Origin of the sequence: Pseudomonas sp. F01002, assembly GCF_004402115.1 — a bacterium.
Lineage (GTDB): Bacteria > Pseudomonadota > Gammaproteobacteria > Pseudomonadales > Pseudomonadaceae > Aquipseudomonas > Aquipseudomonas frigoris.
Window position 1 is genome coordinate 201,258 of sequence record NZ_SOPU01000013.1, and the last position, 16,986, is coordinate 218,243.

Annotated in this window: 18 protein-coding genes and 1 tRNA gene; 13 read left to right on the plus strand and 6 right to left on the minus strand. The window is 59.0% G+C overall.

The window, feature by feature from the left end; all coding sequences use genetic code 11:
- Nucleotides 1-2 precede the first annotated feature (2 nt).
- The 8 genes from phrB to E3W21_RS08080 are packed head-to-tail and all read left to right on the plus strand — an operon-like array spanning nt 3 to nt 6,811.
- Nucleotides 3-1,448: a deoxyribodipyrimidine photo-lyase gene (gene phrB, locus E3W21_RS08045; protein WP_129445117.1), complete on the plus strand. Its 1,446-nt coding sequence runs from the start codon at nt 3-5 to the stop codon at nt 1,446-1,448.
- Nucleotides 1,441-1,863 carry a nuclear transport factor 2 family protein gene (locus E3W21_RS08050; protein WP_129441288.1) on the plus strand — a complete coding sequence of 141 codons (423 nt, stop codon included), beginning with the start codon at nt 1,441-1,443 and terminating at the stop codon, nt 1,861-1,863. The genes phrB and E3W21_RS08050 overlap by 8 nt, the downstream gene beginning before the upstream one ends.
- Nucleotides 1,860-2,642: an SDR family oxidoreductase gene (locus tag E3W21_RS08055; protein WP_134419004.1), complete on the plus strand. Its 783-nt coding sequence runs from the start codon at nt 1,860-1,862 to the stop codon at nt 2,640-2,642. The genes E3W21_RS08050 and E3W21_RS08055 overlap by 4 nt, the downstream gene beginning before the upstream one ends.
- Complete coding sequence (locus tag E3W21_RS08060) at nt 2,639-3,886, plus strand: NAD(P)/FAD-dependent oxidoreductase (protein ID WP_134419006.1); 1,248 nt, start codon at nt 2,639-2,641, stop codon at nt 3,884-3,886. Before E3W21_RS08055 ends, E3W21_RS08060 begins: the two co-directional genes overlap by 4 nt.
- Nucleotides 3,883-4,698 carry a DUF1365 domain-containing protein gene (locus E3W21_RS08065; protein WP_134419008.1) on the plus strand — a complete coding sequence of 272 codons (816 nt, stop codon included), beginning with the start codon at nt 3,883-3,885 and terminating at the stop codon, nt 4,696-4,698. The genes E3W21_RS08060 and E3W21_RS08065 overlap by 4 nt, the downstream gene beginning before the upstream one ends.
- Nucleotides 4,685-5,956, plus strand: a complete 1,272-nt coding sequence (locus tag E3W21_RS08070) for a cyclopropane-fatty-acyl-phospholipid synthase family protein (protein WP_129441282.1) — start codon at nt 4,685-4,687, stop codon at nt 5,954-5,956. The genes E3W21_RS08065 and E3W21_RS08070 overlap by 14 nt, the downstream gene beginning before the upstream one ends.
- Nucleotides 5,949-6,452, plus strand: coding sequence for a DUF2878 domain-containing protein (locus E3W21_RS08075; protein ID WP_134419009.1), 504 nt, complete (start codon nt 5,949-5,951; stop codon nt 6,450-6,452). The genes E3W21_RS08070 and E3W21_RS08075 overlap by 8 nt, the downstream gene beginning before the upstream one ends.
- A 53-nt stretch (nt 6,453-6,505) precedes the next feature.
- A complete protein-coding gene (locus E3W21_RS08080; protein ID WP_129441279.1) occupies nt 6,506-6,811 on the plus strand; it encodes a YkgJ family cysteine cluster protein in 306 nt (101 codons plus the stop codon).
- A 129-nt stretch (nt 6,812-6,940) separates the two neighbouring features.
- Here E3W21_RS08080 and E3W21_RS08085 read toward each other — a convergent pair whose 3' ends face one another.
- From E3W21_RS08085 to hemA, 6 genes are all read right to left on the minus strand, one after another.
- Nucleotides 6,941-7,459 (minus strand): acyloxyacyl hydrolase, encoded by a 519-nt coding sequence (locus E3W21_RS08085; protein ID WP_134419010.1) that lies wholly within the window; start codon nt 7,457-7,459, stop codon nt 6,941-6,943.
- 83 nt (nt 7,460-7,542) lie between these two features.
- Nucleotides 7,543-8,334, minus strand: a complete 792-nt coding sequence (murI, locus tag E3W21_RS08090) for a glutamate racemase (protein ID WP_129441275.1) — start codon at nt 8,332-8,334, stop codon at nt 7,543-7,545.
- Complete coding sequence (locus E3W21_RS08095; RefSeq protein WP_134419012.1) at nt 8,327-9,082, minus strand: molybdopterin-synthase adenylyltransferase MoeB; 756 nt, start codon at nt 9,080-9,082, stop codon at nt 8,327-8,329. The genes murI and E3W21_RS08095 overlap by 8 nt, the downstream gene beginning before the upstream one ends.
- Nucleotides 9,076-9,906: a peptide chain release factor N(5)-glutamine methyltransferase gene (gene prmC, locus E3W21_RS08100; protein WP_134419014.1), complete on the minus strand. Its 831-nt coding sequence runs from the start codon at nt 9,904-9,906 to the stop codon at nt 9,076-9,078. Before prmC ends, E3W21_RS08095 begins: the two co-directional genes overlap by 7 nt.
- Nucleotides 9,907-10,989 carry a peptide chain release factor 1 gene (gene prfA / locus E3W21_RS08105; RefSeq protein WP_129441269.1) on the minus strand — a complete coding sequence of 361 codons (1,083 nt, stop codon included), beginning with the start codon at nt 10,987-10,989 and terminating at the stop codon, nt 9,907-9,909.
- The gene (hemA, locus tag E3W21_RS08110) at nt 10,986-12,275 is read right to left on the minus strand and encodes a glutamyl-tRNA reductase (RefSeq protein ID WP_134419015.1); all 1,290 of its coding nucleotides are present in this window, start codon (nt 12,273-12,275) and stop codon (nt 10,986-10,988) included. The genes prfA and hemA overlap by 4 nt, the downstream gene beginning before the upstream one ends.
- 282 nt (nt 12,276-12,557) lie before the next feature.
- On the opposite strand from hemA, the gene E3W21_RS08115 reads away from it, so the two are divergent.
- The 5 genes from E3W21_RS08115 to E3W21_RS08135 all read left to right on the plus strand — a co-directional run bounded on the left by E3W21_RS08115 (nt 12,558) and on the right by E3W21_RS08135 (nt 16,857).
- Nucleotides 12,558-14,282 carry a tetratricopeptide repeat protein gene (locus tag E3W21_RS08115; RefSeq protein ID WP_134419016.1) on the plus strand — a complete coding sequence of 575 codons (1,725 nt, stop codon included), beginning with the start codon at nt 12,558-12,560 and terminating at the stop codon, nt 14,280-14,282.
- A gap of 4 nt (nt 14,283-14,286) precedes the next feature.
- A complete protein-coding gene (gene lolB, locus E3W21_RS08120; RefSeq protein WP_129441263.1) occupies nt 14,287-14,904 on the plus strand; it encodes a lipoprotein insertase outer membrane protein LolB in 618 nt (205 codons plus the stop codon).
- Nucleotides 14,905-14,906: 2 nt separating this feature from the next.
- Nucleotides 14,907-15,758, plus strand: coding sequence for a 4-(cytidine 5'-diphospho)-2-C-methyl-D-erythritol kinase (gene ispE, locus E3W21_RS08125; protein WP_134419040.1), 852 nt, complete (start codon nt 14,907-14,909; stop codon nt 15,756-15,758).
- A 37-nt stretch (nt 15,759-15,795) separates the two neighbouring features.
- Nucleotides 15,796-15,870 (plus strand) — tRNA-Gln (locus E3W21_RS08130).
- A 45-nt stretch (nt 15,871-15,915) separates the two neighbouring features.
- Nucleotides 15,916-16,857 carry a ribose-phosphate pyrophosphokinase gene (locus E3W21_RS08135; RefSeq protein ID WP_003208392.1) on the plus strand — a complete coding sequence of 314 codons (942 nt, stop codon included), beginning with the start codon at nt 15,916-15,918 and terminating at the stop codon, nt 16,855-16,857.
- Nucleotides 16,858-16,986: the final 129 nt, after the last annotated feature.

The following is a 16,986-nucleotide window of genomic DNA, read 5'->3' on the forward strand; positions in this document are numbered from 1 at the left end:
CCATGCAATTGATCTGGTTGCGCAGCGACTTGCGCCTACATGACAACACCGCCCTTTCGGCGGCCGCTGCTCGCGGTCCGACGGTAGCGGTGTACCTGCTGAGCCCGGACCAATGGCTGGAGCATGACGATGCGCCGTGCAAAGTGGATTTCTGGTTGCGCAATCTTGGCGAGTTGAGCCGTACGCTGGGCGAACTGAATATTCCTTTGCTGATCCGCACGTCATCACGCTGGGATGAAGCGCCGAAGGTGCTGCTTGAACTGTGTCAGCAATTGAAGATCGACGCGGTGCACGTCAACGAGGAATACGGCATTCATGAAAGCCGTCGTGATGACGCCGTGGGCGAATCGCTCAAGGCCCATGGCATCGACTTCTATAGCTACCTCGATCAACTGCTGTTCAAACCGGGCAGCGTGCTAACCAAGACCGGCACTTACTTTCAAGTCTTCAGCCAGTTCCGCAAAGCCTGCTACGACCGTCTGCGCGCGTCGTTACCAGGGCTGGTCGTCGCACCCGCGGTTCAGGTGCCACTTGCTATCGGCAGCGACAAAATCCCATCAAGCGTTGAAGGTTTCAAAACGCCGATCCTCAGCCTGCGCACACTCTGGCCTGCCGGTGAAGCCGAAGCCCGGCGCCGTCTCGACACCTTCGCCGACGCCCAGATTGACTATTACAAAAACGAGCGAGACTTCCCGGCCAAACCGGGCACCAGTCAGCTCTCGGCTTATCTTGCCGCCGGGGTGATTTCCCCTCGCCAATGCCTGCACGCTGCCCTGCAAAGCAATCAAGGGGAGTTCGAAAGCGGCAAGGTCGGCGCGGTGACCTGGATCAACGAACTGCTGTGGCGCGAGTTCTACAAACACATTCTGGTGGGCTACCCACGGGTCTCGCGTCACCGTGCTTTCCGCCCGGAAACCGAAGCCCTGGCCTGGCGCGACGCCCCGGAAGAACTGCTGGCGTGGCAAGAAGCCCGCACCGGCCTGCCGATCATCGACGCGGCCATGCGCCAATTGCTCGAAACCGGTTGGATGCACAACCGACTGCGCATGGTCGTGGCGATGTTCCTGACCAAAAACCTGCTGATTGACTGGCGTGAAGGCGAGCGCTTTTTCATGCGGCACCTGATCGACGGCGACCTCGCGGCGAACAACGGTGGCTGGCAGTGGAGCTCGTCTACTGGCACCGACTCGGCGCCCTACTTCCGGATTTTCAATCCGTTGAGCCAGTCGGAAAAATTCGACAGCGAAGGCGTGTTCATCAAGCACTGGCTGCCGGAACTGGCCGGGCTGAACAAAAAGGACGTGCACAACCCGGCCAACCTTGGTGGGTTGTTCGGCGTGGCAGATTATCCGTCGCCAATCGTCAACCTAAGCACCTCGCGCCAACGGGCGCTGGCCGCGTTCAAGAACCTGCCATCAAGACAACAGGCCGGAGGACACGATGAGTGATTTCCTGCGCCGTTTTGCCCAACAGTTTGCAGCCTTGGACAAGGACAACCTGCTACGCCTAGATCAGCTCTACACCCACGACGTGCACTTCACCGATCCTCTGCACGAAGTTCAGGGCCTGGTGCAAATGCGCAGCTACTTCGCCGAGCTCTACGCCAACGTCAGCGATCTGCACTTCGACTTTCATGGCTTAGACCAGATCAGCGAAGGCGAGGGCTATTTGCGCTGGGTCATGAGTTATCGCCATCCGCGTCTGGCGGGCGGTCAGTTGATTCGGGTCGATGGCTGCTCGCACCTGCTTTGGCGCGATAAGGTTTATCGCCATCGGGATTACTTCGATGCCGGGGCGCTGCTTTACGAACATGTACCCGTACTGGGTCGGGCGATTGCCTGGCTGAAAAGGAGAATGGGATGAGTTTTACACCACCACGGCGATACTGGTTAACCGGCGCCAGCAGCGGCATTGGCGCCTCGCTGGCCGAAGAAATACTGAAAACCGGCGCCCACGTCGCCGTCAGTTCACGCTCGGCGGCAGTGCTGAAAGTCTTGTCCCTGCGTTATCCGGGGCAAGTGCTGGTGGTGCCCGGTGACTTGACCAACAGCCAGACAGTCCGCGAAATCGGCGCGAAAATTGCCGAAGACTGGGGATCCCTGGACACGGTGATTCTCAACGCAGGCACCTGCGAATACGTCGACGTTCAGCAATTCGATTCGTCGATTGTCGAGCATGTGGTGCGCACCAATTTGCTCGCCAGCGCGTACTGCATCGAGGTGGCCTTACCGCTGCTGCGCAAGGGTACCGCGCCGCACTTGGTGGGCGTCGCCAGTTCGGTGACGTATTTGCCGCTACCCCGCGCCGAAGCTTATGGCGCGTCAAAGGCCGGGCTGCGCTACTTGTTCGAATCGTTGCGCATTGATCTGGCGCCGGAAGGCATTGAAGTCACCGTGGTCAGCCCGGGGTTTGTCGAAACACCGTTGACGGCGAAGAACGATTTCCCGATGCCGCTCAGTTGGCCTGTGGATAAAGCTGCGCAGCACATCTTCGCCAAACTCAAAAAACGCCCACTGGAGATCGCGTTTCCCGGACTGTTCATGGCCGCGCTCTGGCCGCTGTCAAAAATGCCCAACGGCGTGAAACTGGCCATCGGCAAGCGCATGGTGCGCAGCAGTCCGCCGATCAAGGATGTCCCTTGAACATCGCCATCATCGGCAGCGGGATCTCGGGGCTGACCAGCGCCTACCTGCTCAATCGCAGGCACGAGATCACTCTGTTCGAGGCCAGCGACTGGGTCGGCGGTCACACCCACACGGTGGACGTGACTGTCGATGGCCAGCGCTATGCAGTGGACACTGGTTTTATTGTGTTCAACGACTGGACCTACCCGAATTTCATTCGCCTGCTGGGCCAGCTCGGCGTGGGCTTCAAACCCACCGAGATGAGTTTCTCGGTCACCGACCCGGACTCGGGCCTTGAGTACAACGGCAACAACCTCAACAGCTTGTTCGCCCAACGTCGCAACCTGATGTCGCCAGGGTTCTGGGGCATGTTGCGGGACATCCTGCGCTTCAACAAAGAAGCCCAGCGCGACCTCGAAGAACAACGGATCGCCGCCGACACCACCCTCGATCAATACCTGAAGGCCGGCGGTTACGGCGAGCGCTTTATCCTGCATTACATCGTGCCGATGGGCGCGGCGATCTGGTCCATGTCCATGGCCGACATGCTCGGTTTCCCGTTGCAGTTCTTCATCCGGTTTTTCAAGAATCACGGCTTGCTGTCCGTCAGCAATCGTCCGCAATGGAGTGTGATCGAGGGTGGCTCAAGCGCTTATGTCGCACCTCTGACCGCGTCTTTTAAAGGCAAGATCCGCCTCAATTGCCCGGTGACCCGCGTTGAACGCGATGAAGACGGCGTCGTTATCCACAGTGCCGCCGGCAGCGAGCGTTTCGACAAAGTGGTGTTCGCCTGCCACAGCGATCAGGCCCTCAAACTGCTGGCCAAACCGAGCAGCGCCGAACAGTCGATCCTCGGTGCCCTGCCCTACGCCGACAACGAGGTGGTGTTGCACACCGACACGCGCTTGCTGCCGGTGCGAAAACTTGCCTGGGCAAGCTGGAATTATCGCCTCAGTGGTCCCGGTCACACGCTGGCCGCCGTCACTTACGACATGAACATTCTGCAAGGCATCCAGAGCGACACCACGTTTTGCGTCAGCCTCAATCAGAGCGCAGGCATCACCCCGAACAAAGTGCTGGCCAAATTCACCTACGCCCATCCGCAATACAGCCTGGCTGCCGTCGCCGCGCAAGCGCGTTGGGATGAATTGGACGGCGCGCACCACACCTGGTTTTGCGGCGCTTATTGGGCCAGTGGTTTCCATGAAGACGGTGTGGTCAGTGCGCTGCGGGTTGCTCGCTCGCTGGGAGAAGTGTTGTGAACAGCGCCCTTTATAGCGGCTGGATCGCCCATCGGCGGTTTGCCCCGCGGCGCCATGTTTTCCGTTACCGGATCGGTCTGCTGTACCTGGACCTCGATGAACAGGACGCGGTGCTTGGCTTGTCGCCGCTGTCGGGCACCAGCCGTTTCGCGCCGTTTTCGTTTCGCGAAACCGATTACTTGAAAGCCTTCACTGGCAGTGGCATGCGTTTGATCGACGCGGTACGCCAGCAAGTCGCCGAGGTAATCGGCCATGTGCCACACGGCTCGATCTGCCTCCTGACCCAGGCCCGCAGTTGGGGCCTGTCGTTCAACCCGGTGAGTTTTTTCTACTGCCATGAGGCCGACGGCCAACTGGCGGCGATTCTCTGCGAAGTCACCAATACGCCGTGGCGCGAGCGTTACCACTACGTGTTGCCGGCCAAGGCACCGACGAACGTGCAGGACTTCCACCAGCATTTCGCCGTGGCCAAGGCGTTTCATGTGTCGCCGTTTCTACCGCGCGATATTGAATACCGCATGAGCTTCAGCCCCGCCGCGCAAAAACTCGGCGTGCACATGGCGGACTGGCAAGGCGAACTGAAACTGTTCGACGCCACGCTCAACCTGCACCGCGAAGCCCTCACCCGCGGCAGCCTGCACCGTTACTTGCGGCGCTTTCCGTGGATGACCGCGAAAACCTGTCTGGCGATTTATTGGCAGGCCGTGCGCTTGCTACTGAAACGCACACCGATATTTGCTCATCCGGCTGCCGATGGCAGATTTCAGACCACCATTGTTCCCCCCAAGGATCGCCGCCATGAAATCCTCTAGTGTCTCGGCCAAAACCAGCCTGTTAAGTACCAACAGCCTGACCGGATCGTTGCTGCGCCGTGGTGTGTTGCGGCAGATGGCGCAGCTCAAACACGGGCAACTGGTGGTCTTCGAAGACGGCGAACGGCACGTCTTCGGTACCGCCGGCAGCCATCCCGTGGGCGAAATCCATATCCTCGACGCCGCGGTCTGGGGACTGGTGGCGAGTAACGGCTCGATTGGCGCGGGCGAAGCGTTTATCCACGGCTACTGGAGTTCGCCGGATTTGACGGCAGTGGTGCGTGTCTTCGTCAGCAACCTTGACGTGCTGGATGCGCTGGAAGGTGGACTGGCAAAACTGAGCCGCCCGTTCGTGCAGAGCCTGCACTGGCTCAATCGCAACACGCGCAAGGGCTCGCAGAAAAACATCGCTGCACATTACGACCTCGGCAATGACTTGTTCGAGCAGTTTCTCGACCCGACCATGATGTATTCCGCCGCGCAGTTCCTCACCCCTGAAGACACCCTGGAACAGGCGCAACTGAACAAGCTCGAACGTATCTGCCAGAAACTCGCGCTGCAACCCAGCGATCACCTGCTGGAAATCGGCACTGGCTGGGGCAGCATGGCGCTTTACGCCGCCCAGAATTACGGCTGCAAAGTCACCACCACCACGCTGTCGAAAAAGCAGTACGCCTACACCGCGCAACGGATCGAAGCCCTGGGTTTGCAGGACCAGGTCACACTGCTGCTGTCCGATTATCGCGACCTGAGCGGGCAGTACGACAAACTGGTGTCGATCGAGATGATCGAGGCGGTTGGTCATCGCTTCCTGCCGACCTACTTCAAGCAATGCGCGCATCTGCTCAAGAGCAACGGTTTGATGCTGTTGCAAGCGATCACCATCCGCGAGCAGCGCTACGAACAAGCCAAGAGCAATGTCGATTTCATCCAGCGTTACATCTTCCCCGGCGGCGCCCTGCCCTGCGTGCAGAAAATGCTGGAGATTGTCAGCCGTGACACCGACATGAACCTGCTGCACATGGAGGATTTCGGCCTGCACTACGCCCAAACCTTGCGCCTGTGGCATGAGAATTTTCGCCGCGCCCACGGTCGCTTGAGCGAAATGGGCTACGACGACTATTTCCTGCGGCTGTGGGAATTTTATCTGTGCTACTGCGAAGGTGGTTTCCTGGAACGCACCATCGGCACGGCGCAATTGCTACTGGCCAAACCCGCCGCAATGCCGGCGCCGCTGCTCGGCCGATTCGATGCTTGAACGATTGGCAAATGCCGCGCTATTTCAGATCGGCTGGTTTGCCTGCGTGATCGGAGGCAGTGGTCTGTGGTTGCTGGTGGCGTTGGCGGTGCTGGTGATTCATCTGTTGTGGATAAGTCGCGGGGCCGATGAAGGCCGACTGATCCTCAGCGTGCTGCTGCTGGGAACGACGGTCGACAGTTCGTTGCGCTGGCTTGGGGTGTTCGACTTCAACGATGTCGCGCCGCTGATTCCGCCGTGGCTGATGCTGTTGTGGGCGTTGCTGGCAACCACTTTGCGCCATTGCCTGCAATGGACCGCCAATCCCTGGTGGCTCGGCAGCCTACTGGGCGCCGTCGGTGGGCCGCTGTCGTATTACGCGGGAGGACAATTGGCCGGGGTGCAATTTCCCTTCGGGCAATCGCCGACACTGATCGGCATCGGATTACTGTGGGCGCTGCTGTTTCCCACGCTGCATTTCATGTCTCAGCGGCTAGCGTCCGACACCCACAGCTGAGCGTCCGTCAGGCCTTTCACACAGCCCCGGCCCACTGCCTTACACTGCGAGCCATGAAAACCATTCCCCACACGCAAATCGTCGAACCGGTGGTCACTTGCTCGACCTGCGCAGCTTGCTGCTGTCAGCTCGAAGTCATGCTGATCACCGACACAGGCGTGCCCGAACGTTTTATCGATACTGATGACTGGGGTGGGGAAGTCATGCTGCGCCTGGATGACGGCTGGTGCGCCGCGCTGGATCGCAACACGATGATGTGCACCATCTACGAAAAACGCCCGCTGATCTGCCGGGAGTTCGAGATGGGCGCACCAGAATGCATCGATGAGCGCCAAGGGATTACCACGGCGTATCGGTGAAGTCGAAGTCACCGAAAATCCAATGTGGGAGCGAGCCTGCTCGCGAAAGCGGTGTACCAAGCAACATCAATGTTGAATGTTAAACCTCTTTCGCGAGCAGGCTCGCTCCCACATTTAGAGCACCGAGGCTTACAACGGCATCGTGTAGTGCAGCGAGTAGCTTTCTACGCCGTCGTTGTAACTGTTAAGACCGGCATTGGAGTAGTGCGTCGCACGAATCCCGACTTCATGTCCGCCCGCAAAGCGCAGACCAAAGCCGAATCGGTCTTCGAACTGAAAAGCACCACCGAGGTTGTTGCTTTCAAGTTCGCTATGAGAGAACAACGCCACGCCAATCCCGGCCTCCAGGTACGGCTTGACGTTCTGACCGGCAAACTCGTAAACAAACACTGGCGAGAACGACAGGCTGTGGTTGCTGGAGGTCTTGTCGCCTTCCCAATAGGTGTAGGCACCGCTCCAGTAACCGGTCAAGCGACCGACATCACTCTGCAACCAGCTCTTGTCCCAATCGAATTGCATGCCCAGTCTATAGGTCAGGGTCGAGTCGCTGGTCTCGCCGACCGCGAACTCCACGCCTGCCGCCTGTGCGGTAAAACTGTGCCCCATCAGTGCGGCCGCAATCGCGGCCAAGCAGAATAGTCGCTTCATTAGAAACATCCTTTTCCGAACGATTTCGTGTGGTTTTTTTGTTGCTTGACGCACCCCAATGACTCACTTGCCCCAAGATTTGTTTACTCCTTGAAGCTTTGCACAACGCCAGCGGTATTCCACAGTATCGGCAAGATATTTCTGAAATGCTGCGGATCGGCACTCGTCCAGAACTGCGCAGCACGTGCAGGCCCTTGGGCGAACAAATCACGCTCAGCCAACAGTCGCTGAAGTTGCCGCGCTACAGCGGCGCCGGTGTCAATCAGGCTGATGTCATCGGGGATCATCTGCTTTAGCAACGGCTTTAGGAAGGGGTAATGCGTGCAGCCGAGAATTATCGTGTCGCACCCGGCACCGAGCAGCGGTTCGACATACCTGGCCAGCAACTGGCGCAGGGCTGGGCTGTGCAGATCGCCGTTTTCGATCAGCTCCACCAGGCCGGGGCACGGCTGAGTGATGACTCGCACATCGGTGGCGAATCGGTCGAGCAACGCGGCGAACTTGGCACTCTGCAAGGTGCCGGTGGTGGCGAGCACACCGACCACACCGCTGCGGGTGGCGGCAGCGGCCGGTTTGACCGCCGGCTCCATGCCGACGATGGGCCACTCGGGATAATCGCGCCGCAAGTCGGCAACGCCAGCGACAGTCGCCGTATTGCAGGCCAGCACCAAGGCCTTGGCGCCCTGTTGCTGAAAAAAACCGGCCATCACACTGCAGCGATGACGGATGAATTCCGGGGTTTTCTCGCCGTAGGGAATATTCCCGCAATCGGCGACGTACAACAGTGACTCGTTGGGCAGCAAACGCTGGATCTCGGCCAGCACCGAAAGCCCACCGACGCCGGAGTCGAACACGCCAATCGGCGCTTCACGCATGCTTCGAACCACAGACGCTGCAGCCCGGATCACGCTTGACCCGCAATTCGCGAAAGCGCGAGCCCAAGGCATCGATCAACAACAGGCGCCCCACCAGCGGCTCGCCGAAACCCACCAGCAACTTCATGGCTTCCAGCGCCTGGAGGCTGCCAACCAGGCCAACCAATGGCCCTACGACGCCGGCTTCGCTGCAGGTCAGTTCGGCTTCGCTGCCGTGACCATATAAGCAGTGATAGCACGGGCTTTCCGGACGGCGCGGGTCAAACACCGACAACTGCCCTTCCAGCCGAATCGCAGCGCCACTGACCAGCGGTTTGCAGGCGGCGACACACGCAGCATTGACCGCTTCGCGGGTGGAGAAATTGTCGGAACAGTCCAGCACCAGATCCACCGCAGTCACGGCGGCGGCCAGGGAATCTTCGTCCAGCGCGGTGCGATGGGCGATCAACTGAATCTCGGGATTGATTGCAGTCAGTCGGCGAATAGCCGAATCGACCTTGCTCAGGCCGACGCTGTCAGTGTCGTGAACGATCTGGCGTTGCAGGTTGGTCAGGTCGACCGTGTCGAAATCCGCCAGATGCAACTCACCGACGCCGGCGGCTGCCAGATACAGCGCAACCGGCGAGCCGAGGCCGCCGAGACCGACGATCAACACGCGGCTTTCTTTCAGTCGCAACTGACCGTCGATGTCGACGTGCTGCAACAGAATCTGCCGACTGTAGCGCAACAATTCCTGATCATTCAGCACGGCAGGCGCCCCAGGCTGATACGTTCGTGACCGCCCAGATCGGTGCGGCTGTGGACTTCTTCAAAGCCGCGGGTCAGCAGCAAATCGCGTACTGCAGTGGCTTGATCGTAACCGTGTTCAAGCATCAGCCAACCGCCCGCCTCCAGATAATCCGGCGACTGGGCGACGATCAGACGCAAATCGTCGAGCCCATCGATGCCGGCCACCAAGGCACTGGCTGGCTCAAAACGCACATCGCCTTCCACCAGATGCGGGTCGGCGGAGGCGATGTAAGGTGGATTGCTGATGATCAGCTGAAAGCGCTGACCTTCCAGCGCACTGAACCAATGACTGCTCAGCACGGTGGCGTTGTTCAAGTGCAAGCGCTGTCGATTGCGCTCGGCCAGGGCCACGGCTTCGAGCACGCGATCCACGGCGGTCACCTTCCAGGCCGGACGCTCGCTGGCCAGGGCCAGGGCAATGGCGCCGCTGCCGGTGCCGAGGTCGAGTACCGAGGCAGGTGTGGCCGGCAGCAGTTCCAGCGCGGTCTCCACCAGCAGTTCGGTGTCCGGGCGCGGGATCAGCGTATGCGGCGCAACTTCCAGATCAAGCTTCCAGAAACCTTGCTGACCGAGGATGTACGCCACTGGCTCACCGCCACGGCGGCGCTGCAAATACTCGGCAAATTTAAGCGCCGCTTCGCTCGGAACGATGCGCTCGGGCCAGGTGTGCAGAAAACTGCGGGACTTGCCCAACGCAGCGGCCAGCAACAATTCGGCATCCAGGCGCGCGGTGGGCGAATCCGGCAGGTCGGCGGCGCGTAAAAAACTGGCAATGATCGTCATTTACTCACCTATCGCTGCCAATTGGTCGGCCTGGTATTCGGCCAGCAACGGCTCGATCACCGCATCGACGCCACCCGCGAGGATTTCGTCGAGGGAATACAGCGTCAGGTTGACCCGGTGGTCGGTGACCCGCCCCTGGGCAAAGTTATACGTGCGGATCCGCTCCGAGCGATCGCCCGAACCGACCAGCAATTTACGCTCGCTAGCGATAGCGTTCGCGGCGGCGCTGGTCTGCTGATCGTTGAGCTTGGCCGACAGCCAGGACATCGCCCGGGCGCGGTTCTTGTGCTGGGAACGTTCTTCCTGGCACTCGACGACGATACCGGACGGCAAGTGCGTGATGCGGATCGCCGAGTCCGTTTTGTTAACGTGCTGGCCACCGGCACCGGAGGATTTGTAGGTATCGATGCGCAAATCCGAAGGGTTGATCTCGATCGCTTCCTGCTCGTCCGGCTCGGGCAACACGGCTACGGTGCAGGCCGAGGTGTGGATGCGGCCCTGGGATTCGGTGGCCGGAACCCGCTGCACGCGGTGGGCACCGGATTCGAATTTCAGCTTGCCGTAGACATTGTCGCCTTCGACGCGGGCGATGACTTCTTTAAAGCCGCCGTGTTCACCGATGTTCTCCGAGAGGATTTCCACCCGCCAGCCACGACGCTCGGCGTAACGCGAATACATGCGGAACAGGTCGCCAGAGAAAATCGCCGCCTCGTCACCGCCGGTGCCGGCGCGGATTTCGAGGAACACGTTGCGCCCATCGTTCGGATCCTTGGGCAGCAGCATGCGTTGCAGACTGGCTTCGATTTCGATCAATTGCTCTTTGGCTTCGCGAACTTCTTCCACGGCCATTTCGCGCATGTCCGGGTCGCTGTCCTTGAGCAGCGCCTGAGCGCCCTCGAGATCGCCTTGTACCTTGAGCAACTGTTTATAGGTTTCGACAATCGGTTCGACTTCCGCGTATTCCTTGGAATAGGTGCGGAATTTGTTCTGATCGGAAATGACTTCGCCGTCGCCAAGCAAGGCAGTCAATTCCTCGAAACGGTCCTGGAGGATGTCCAGCTTATTGAGCAGTGACGCTTTCATTGCGGTTTTTTATCCGAAAAGCTATCCGATGAGCCCTCATTCAGGGCAAAGAGTTCCTGGGCCATGGCCAGCGCATCGAGGCGGCCTTCGGCAGAGAGCTTTTTCAATTGCACGCTCGGTGCGTGCAAGAGTTTGTTGGTCAGCCCCCGCGCCAGTTGCACCAGCACGTCTTCGGCGCTGCTGCCATTGGCCAGCATGCGCTGGGCCTTCTGCAATTCTTCGTCGCGCATGCGCTCGCTTTGTTGGCGATAGGCCTTGAGCACATCCACCGCCGCCAGTTCACGCAGGCGGACCATGAAATCTTCGGCACCGATCGAGACCATCTCTTCCGCCGCCTGGGCTGCGCCCTGGCGACTCTTGAGGTTCTCGGCGACCACTTCGTGGAGATCGTCGACGCTATAAAGGTAAACGTCGTCCAGTTCGCCGACTTCCGGCTCGATATCCCGGGGGACGGCGATGTCTACCATGAAGATCGGCTTGTGCTTGCGCAGTTTCAAGGCGCTTTCCACCGCGCCCTTGCCCAGGATCGGCAACTGGCTGGCGGTGGAACTGATGACGATGTCGCTGCGCACCAGTTCCGCCGGGATTTCCGAAAGCAACACCGCGTGGGCGCCGAACTGCTCGGCCAGAATGCTCGCGCGCTCCAGGGTGCGGTTGGCGACGACGATGCGCTTTACACCCAGTTCGTGCAGATGGCGGGCGACCAGGGTGATGGTCTCGCCGGCGCCGATCAGCAAGGCCTGGCTACGTTGCAGGTCGCTGAAAATCTGTTTCGCCAGGCTGACCGCGGCAAACGCCACGGACACCGGATTCTCGCCAATGGCAGTGTCGGTGCGCACCTGTTTGGCCGCGTTGAACGTGGCCTGGAACAGCCGCCCGAGCAACGGACCGATGGTCCCGGCCTCGCGGGCCACGGCATAGGCCGATTTCATCTGACCGAGAATCTGCGGTTCGCCCAACACCAGCGAATCAAGCCCGGAGGCCACCCGCATCATGTGACGAACTGCCGCATCATCTTCGTGCACATAAGCACTCGCGCGCAGCTCTTCGAGGCTCAAATGGTGATAATCGGCCAGCCAGCGCAATATGATGTCAGCCGAAAGGTGATCCTGTTCTATATAGAGTTCACTGCGATTGCAGGTGGAGAGGATCGCAGCTTCGCGGCTGTCGGTGAGTCGGCAGAGCTGCTGCAAGGCCTCCACCAGCTGCTCAGGGGTAAAGGCCACGCGCTCGCGGACGTCTACTGAAGCAGTCTTGTGGTTAATACCGAGTGCAAGGAAGGCCATTCAAGGTCGCTGATAGTGACGTGAAGCCGGCAATTGTCCTACTTCGACAGAGCCAGAACAACTATTCGATATCTATCGCCCCTGTAGGAGCTGCCGAAGGCTGCGATCTTTTCAGGTTTCAAAGGTGCCGCACATGCAAGATCAAAAGATCGCAGCCTGCGGCAGCTCCTACGATTGTCCCAATGACCTGCCTCTATAAAGGCGCCAATTGAGACTCGGTTATGTTTGGCCGAAGGCTTGTGTCATGATGATCCGACCGCAGGTTAGTCGTCCTCTTCCTATATGAATAGATCTTCCGCGTTGCTCCTCGCTTTTGTCTTCCTCAGCGGCTGCCAGGCCTTGGCACCCGTTTCGTCGGACGGTACGCCGCCGGTCGAAGACAGCACTCCGGCCCCTGAAAAGCCCAAGGTTTACAGCTCATTCAGTGAAGAAACCATCTTCAGTCTGTTGAGCGCCGAACTGGCTGGCCAGCGCAATCGTTTCGACATTGCCCTGGACAACTACGTGACCCAGGCCATCAACACTCAGGATCCGGGCATCTCCGAACGGGCATTCCGCATTGCCGAGTACCTGGGCGCCGATCAGGCTGCCCTGGACACTGCTTTGATCTGGGCAAAAAACGCCCCGGACGACCTAGAGGCGCAACGGGCCGCTGCCGTGCAACTGGCTCGTGCCGGGCGTTATGACGACTCCATGGTCTATATGGAGAAAGTCCTGCAAGGCAAGGGCGACACGCATTTCGACTTCCTCGCCCTGTCTGCGGCCGATACCGACCAGGACACGCGCAACGGCTTGATGAAAGGTTTTGACCGCTTGTTGCAGCGCCATCCGAACAACGGCCAGCTGATTTTCGGCAAAGCCTTACTGCTGCAACAGGACGGTGACGCCAAGGGTGCGTTGGGCCTGCTGGAAGACAATCCGCCGGAGGACGGCGAAATAGCGCCAATCCTGCTGCGCGCGCGCCTGCTGCAAACCCTCAGTCGTGGCGATGAAGCCTTGCCGCTGCTGCAAAAAAGCATCAAGAAATACCCGGACGACAAACGCCTGCGCCTGACTTACGCGCGCATGCTGGTTGAACAGGACCGCATGGACGATGCCAAAGCCGAGTTCTCGAGCCTGGTTCAGCAGTACCCGGAAGACGACGAACTGCGTTACTCCCTGGCGCTGGTCTGCCTGGAAGCCAAGGCCTGGAATGAGGCCAAGGGCTATCTGGAAGACCTGATCGCCCGGGAAAGCCACGTCGATTCGGCGCACTTGAACCTCGGTCGTATCGCTGAAGAGCGCAATGACCCTCAAGGCGCGCTGATCGAGTACGCCCAGGTCGGGCCGGGCAACGATTACCTGCCGGCGCAATTGCGTCAGGCCGATATCCTGATGAACAACGGCAAGACCGCCGAAGCCCAGCGTCGTCTGGCGGCGGAGCGCGACGAGCAGCCCGATTACGCGATTCAGTTGTATTTGATCGAAGCTGAAACCTTGTCCGCCAATAAACAGCCCGACAAGGCCTGGAATGTATTGAAGCAAGCCTTGCAGCAATACCCGGACGATCTGAATTTGCTGTACACCCGCGCCATGCAGGCGGAAAAACGCAATGACCTGGCGCAGATGGAAAAAGACTTGCGCTTGATCATAAAGCGCGACCCGGACAACGCGATGGCGCTGAACGCCCTCGGCTACACCCTGTCCGACCGCACGACGCGCTACGCCGAAGCCAAGGCCTTGATCGAACAGGCGCACCAGATCAATCCTGAAGACCCGGCGGTACTCGACAGCCTCGGCTGGGTGAACTTCCGCATGGGCAATCTCGACGAAGCCGAACGCTTGCTGCGCAAGGCGCTGGAGCGCTTCCCCGATCAGGAAGTCGCCGCGCACCTGGGTGAAGTCCTGTGGGCCAATGGCAAACAACGGGAAGCCAAACAAATCTGGAGCAAGTTCCTCAAGGAGCAGCCCGACAGCCCCATCCTGCGCAGCACCATCAAGCGCCTGACCGGATCAGAGACTCTTTAAGATTATGTTTTTGCGCCACCTCATTGTTTTCAGCTTCATCGCCCTGCTCGCCGGTTGCGCGGGCTTCGGTGCCCGCGAATCGGTCCAGGGTCAAGGCAACCCGGCCCAATGGCGCGAGTACAAACAGCAACTGACCAGCCTCGACGGCTGGCAGATCAACGGCAAGATCGGCATTCGCGCCCCGAAAGATTCGGGCAGCGGCACGCTGTTCTGGTTGCAGCGACAGGATTACTACGACATTCGCCTCTCCGGCCCCCTGGGTCGCGGCGCAGCTCGCTTGACGGGTCACCCTGGCAAAGTCTCGCTGGAAGTGGCCAATCAGGGCCGTTATGACGCAACGACACCAGAGGCGCTGGTCGAAGAACAGCTCGGCTGGAAGTTACCTGTTTCCAACCTGGCCTGGTGGGTTCGCGGGCTCCCGGCACCGGACAGCAAAAGTCGCCTGACCCTGGATGCCGATAGCCGCCTGGCCAATCTCGAACAGGATGGCTGGCAGGTCGAATACCTGAGTTACGCCGAGCAAAACGGTTATTGGTTGCCCGAGCGGATCAAACTGCACGGCACCGACCTTGATATCACGCTGGTGATCAAGGAATGGCAACCACGCAAATTGGGGCGGTGAACATGACCACTCCGCGCTTGACGCTGCCCTCCCCGGCCAAACTCAATCTGATGCTGCACATCCTCGGTCGCCGTGAAGACGGCTACCACGAACTGCAGACTATTTTTCAGTTCCTCGATTATGGCGATGAAATCACGTTCGCCGTTCGTGACGACGGTGTGATTCGACTGCACACCGAATTCGAAGGCGTTCCTCACGACAGCAATCTGATCGTTCGAGCTGCAAAAAAACTTCAGGAGCAATCCGGCTGTTCGCTCGGTATCGACATCTGGATCGAAAAAATCTTGCCCATGGGCGGTGGAATCGGTGGCGGCAGTTCAAATGCCGCCACGACTTTGCTCGGCCTCAATCATCTTTGGCAATTGAGTTGGGATGAGGATCGACTGGCCGTGCTGGGCCTGACGCTTGGCGCCGACGTCCCGGTTTTCGTGCGTGGGCACGCGGCTTTTGCCGAAGGCGTGGGGGAGAAACTGACCCCCGTAGACCCCGAAGAACCGTGGTATCTCGTGCTTGTGCCGCAAGTCTCTGTAAGTACAGCAGAAATTTTTTCAGATCCGTTGTTGACACGTAACTCTTCTCCCATTAAAGTGCGCCCCGTTCCCAAGGGAAACAGTCGAAATGACTGCTTACCGGTGGTAGCAAGGCGTTACCCAGATGTACGTAACGCATTGAATTTGTTAGGTAAATTTACCGAAGCAAAACTCACCGGAACTGGAAGTTGTGTGTTTGGGGGCTTCCAAAGCAAAGCTGAAGCTGATAAAGTCTCGGCCCTTCTTACAGAGACCCTTACAGGGTTTGTAGCAAAGGGAAGCAACGTTTCGATGTTGCATCGCAAGCTGCAAAGTCTGCTCTAAAAGGAACCGAGTACTGGGTACTCGTTGCAACAGATACAGGGGCGTCGCCAAGCGGTAAGGCAGCAGGTTTTGATCCTGCCATGCGTTGGTTCGAATCCAGCCGCCCCTGCCATTTTCTATACTCATCCAGGTTACCCTCAGCCTCTAGGTACTGCGCGTGTCCAAGATGATGGTCTTTACGGGGAACGCTAACCCCGATCTGGCTCGGCGTGTTGTACGTCAGCTGCATATCCCTCTCGGTGACATCTCTGTCGGTAAGTTCTCCGACGGCGAAATTACTGCCGAGATCAATGAAAACGTCCGCGGTAAAGATGTTTTCATTATTCAGCCGACTTGCGCTCCGACCAACGACAACCTGATGGAACTGGTAGTGATGGCTGATGCCTTCCGCCGCTCCTCGGCTACTCGTATCACTGCTGTTATTCCTTACTTTGGTTATGCCCGTCAGGATCGCCGTCCGCGTTCCGCACGTGTGGCTATCAGCGCGAAAGTCGTTGCTGACATGCTTACCGTAGTCGGCATCGACCGTGTTCTCACGGTTGATCTGCATGCTGACCAAATCCAGGGTTTCTTCGATATTCCGGTAGATAACATCTACGGCTCCCCGGTACTGGTGGATGACATTGAAGATCAGCGCTTCGAAAACCTGATGATCGTGTCCCCGGACATTGGCGGCGTCGTGCGTGCACGTGCTGTTGCCAAATCCCTGGGCGTGGATCTCGGGATCATCGACAAACGCCGTGAGAAAGCCAATCACTCTGAAGTGATGCATATCATCGGTGATGTCGAAGGGCGTACCTGTATTCTGGTCGATGACATGGTCGATACCGCCGGCACTCTGTGCCACGCGGCCAAGGCCCTGAAAGAGCATGGCGCTGCCAAGGTTTTCGCCTACTGCACACACCCTGTGCTGTCCGGTCGGGCGATCGAAAACATCGAAAATTCCATGCTGGACGAACTGGTGGTGACTAACACCATCCCGTTGTCCGCTGCTGCTCAAGCCTGCTCGCGTATCCGTCAACTGGATATCGCGCCGGTAGTTGCCGAAGCGGTTCGCCGCATCAGCAACGAAGAATCGATCAGCGCGATGTTCCGTTAAGGGCCCTGCCCTTCTCGAATATCTCGTTGACGAAAAGCGCCCCGCCCCGGCATTCCTGTCGGGGCGGGGCTTTTTTGCCCATATCGCCTTTAGCGCTGGTCGCAAACGCTGGGGCGAATGTGGTTATTT